1 protein-coding gene is annotated in these 3,640 nt (G+C 40.2%); it reads right to left on the bottom strand.

Annotated features, from left to right (window positions below; translation table 11 throughout):
- The coding region (locus IQ237_RS25800) for a condensation domain-containing protein (RefSeq protein ID WP_194060091.1) at positions 1-3,640 on the bottom strand (3,640 nt) is incomplete at both ends.

Genomic DNA, 3,640 nt, shown 5'->3' with positions numbered 1-3,640 from the left:
ACTAATGTCTCTGGTTTGACTCCTAAGGATTGCAAGTAATGTGCTAATTGATTCGCTCGATTATTCAATTGTTGATAGGTGAGTTGTTCATTTTCAAACACCACAGCTACAGCATCGGGTGTTTTCTGCACCTGTTCTTCAAATAACTGATGGATACATTTATCAACAGGATACTCAACTTCAGTATCATTCCATTCTATTAATAGCTGGTGTTTTTCAACTTCTGTGAGTAATGGTAATTGGCAAATTTGCGCCTTAGGGTTAACAACAATTCCAGATAACAATGTTTGGAAATGTCCCAACAAACGACCAATCACCAAATCATCAAATCTGCTACCATCATAACTAATTATTACCAGTAATTCCTGACCAGGAATCACTCCCACCGTCAAAGGATAATTCGTTTGCTCAATCGCCTGAACACTATCTATGGCAAAACCATAATTGTTTTTTTGTGCTGCTTCACTAACCGGATAATTCTCAAAAACAACCAGACTCTCAAATAAAGAACTTCCCCCAGGAACATCACTCAATCTTTGAATATCTGCCAATGAACTATAGGAATATTGTTCAGACTCTACTTGCTGTGTTTGTAAATCTTTCAACAAAGTCAAAACTTCAGTTTCAGGACAAGTTTTAACCCTCACCGGTAAGCTATTGATAAATAATCCTACCATTGACTCCACACCCATTAAAGATGGTGGACGACCAGACACAGTAGCACCAAAAACAACATCTGATTCCTGACTGTAGCGAGATAACAATAAACCCCACGCTCCCTGCACCAAATTATTCATCGTCAGTTGATGCTTTCGAGCAAAAGTCTGTAAAGCTGATGTCTCCTCCCTTGTCAGTCGGATTTTTTCTTGTCTATAACTAGAATCTAATTGTTTACCCTGTGAAGATAATTTATCAACTGTTAACGGAGTTGGTGCTGTAAAACCTTGCAGTTTTTCTCGCCAAAATTCTTCAGCTTTACTCAAATCTTGTTGTTGTAACCAGGCAATATATTTGTCATAGCCTAACACTGGTGCTAGTGTTGGATTTTCACCCTTGATAATTGCTTGATAAAAATACAATAGGTCTTGGAAAAGTAAAGGCACTGACCAACCATCAAGCAATAAATGATGAAAATTCCACACAAATTGATAACTATCTGCACTCAATTGTATAACAGTCAATTGCATTAATGGTGCAGTAGACAACTGGAAACCCTTTTTTCTCTGAGACTCCACCAACAATTCTAATTTTTGTTGTGCTTCTTGAGCAGATAGGTGCTGCCAATCATGGCTCTCTAGTTTAACATCCACTTGCCGATAAACTATTTGCACCGGCTGTGCCAATTGCTCCCAAATAAAAGCAGTCCGCAATATTGAATGTCTTGTTAACACTTGCTGCCAAGCTTTTTCAAATGCTGACAGGTTTAGTCTACCACTCAAATTGTAAATTGACTGTTCAAAATATACTTGAGAATCAGGGGCATACAAGCTTTCAAACAGCATCCCCTCTTGCATTGGGGACAGTGGATATATATTTTCAATATTCCGCCAGTTAGTTTTGTTGGTTTTGTTTCGGCTACGCTCAACACAGGTGTCTAAACTTGCTAATAGTTGGTCTAGTTCTACCTGGTTAAGCTTGACTAATGGGAAGTCTGAAGGTGTATAACCTCCATTTTCACCTGATGCACAATGGGTAATGATGTCCTGTAATGTGTTTACAAATTCCTGTGCTAGTTTTTCAATTGTGGCTGCTTGGTGAAGATTTGTGCTGTATGTCCACTGTATTCTCAACTGTTCTTCAGCTATCATGCTGTCTATATCTAGCAGATAAGGGCGGTTGTTTTGTAAACCGTGCATTCTTCCTGCTGACTCACTAGCTGGCTGCATCCAGGAGGTGGTATTAATCTGTTGAGCAAATTGACCTAAGTAGTTAAAACTGATTTCGGCTTGGGGTAATGTCTTTAGTTGACTGGCAATTTCTGGTTCTTGTCTCAAATAGCGCAATAGTCCATAACCAATGCCTTTGTTGGGAATAGCCCGCAGTTGTTCTTTAACTGTTTTTAATGTCTCCCCTAGATTGTCTGCGGCTGGTAGTTCTACTACTACGGGGAAGATGGTTGTAAACCAACCTATTGTCCGTGATAAATCTACACTATCAACTATATCTTCCCGTCCATGTCCTTCTAGGTTGAAGAGAACATTTTTAGAGTTTGTCCATTTGCTCAACACTAAGGCTAAGGCGGTCAGTAGGATATCGTTAATTTGTGTGTTGTAAGCTTTTGGTACATCGTGTAGTAAGGCTTGAGTTTGTGCCTCACTTAAGGATGATAATACTGTACTCGCTGCGGCAACGGTATTTTCCCTGTTTGTATAGTCTACAGGGATGGCAGGAACTGCGGCGCGAGTTTCGTTCAACCAATAAGCTGCTTCGGATTTGAGGGTTTGTGATTGGGCATAAGTTGTTAGTTTCTCTGACCAGTCTTTAAAAGAGGTGGTTTTGGCGGGTAGTTGAATGGTTTTACTTTGCTCAAGTTGCTGGTAGGCTGTTTGTAGGTCTTCTAATAAGATTCTCCAGGAAACGCCGTCAATGGCTAGGTGATGGATGGTTATTTGTAATCTGGCTCTTTTTTCTATCCCTAGATGGAATAAGGCTACTTGTACTAGGTTCTCTGATATGTCTAAGTTGGCTTGTAATAAGTTTCCTTGTGCTTCAATGGCTTCTGGTTGTTTATGTTCTGGAATTTTTGATAGGTCTATCTCACGGAAGGCTATTTTGTCTTTTGGAGGGGTGTATGTTTGTTCCCAATTGGAGTTTTTTTGACTAAAATTTAGTCTTAGGGCATCATGATGTGTTAGTAATTGCTGTAATGCTTGTTTTAATAGTTCTGGTTTTATGTCACTGGGTACTGATAGCAGGAATGCTTGGTTGAAGTGGTGTGGTTGTGTCAGGTTTTGCTCAAAAAACCATTGTTGAACGGGTGTTAGTGGTAATTTACCTGTGGCTAATTCTTGTTCTATTTCTATGGTTTTGATTGTGGTTGCTATTGCTGCTAGTTGGGCGATTGTTTGATTGGCGAATAGTTGTTTGGCTGTTATTTGTAGTCCTGCTTGTTTGGCTTTGGCTAAAATTTGGATGCTGAGAATTGAGTCTCCTCCAAGTTCGAAGAAGTTATCGTGAATTCCTATTTGTTTTGTTCTGAGGACTTCTGCCCAAATCTGGGCTAGTATTTTTTCGGTTTGATTCCTTGGGGGGACAAGTTCTATTTCTGATGCTGTACGGGTTTGTGGTGCTGGTAAGGCTCGACGGTCTATTTTGCCGTTGGGTGTTATGGGTAGGGTTTCTAGTGTGACAAAACTGTGAGGCACCATATATTCTGGAAGTGTTTCTTTGAGATATTGGCGCGTTTGACTGATGGTTAGTGTGGATTGCTGGTTTGCTACGATGTAGGCTACTAGTTGCTTTTGTTGGGGGTTGTCTTCACGGACGATGACGCAAGATGTCTGGATATCAGGGTGTTGATTGAGTACGGTTTCTATTTCTCCTAACTCGATGCGGAATCCTCTGATTTTTACTTGGTTGTCTATGCGTCCTAAGTATTCTATGTTCCCATCTGCTAGGTAACGGGCTAGGTCTCCTGTTT

The organism is Sphaerospermopsis sp. LEGE 08334 (assembly GCF_015207205.1).
GTDB lineage: Bacteria > Cyanobacteriota > Cyanobacteriia > Cyanobacteriales > Nostocaceae > Sphaerospermopsis.
This window is presented reverse-complemented; position numbering and strand designations above follow the sequence as displayed.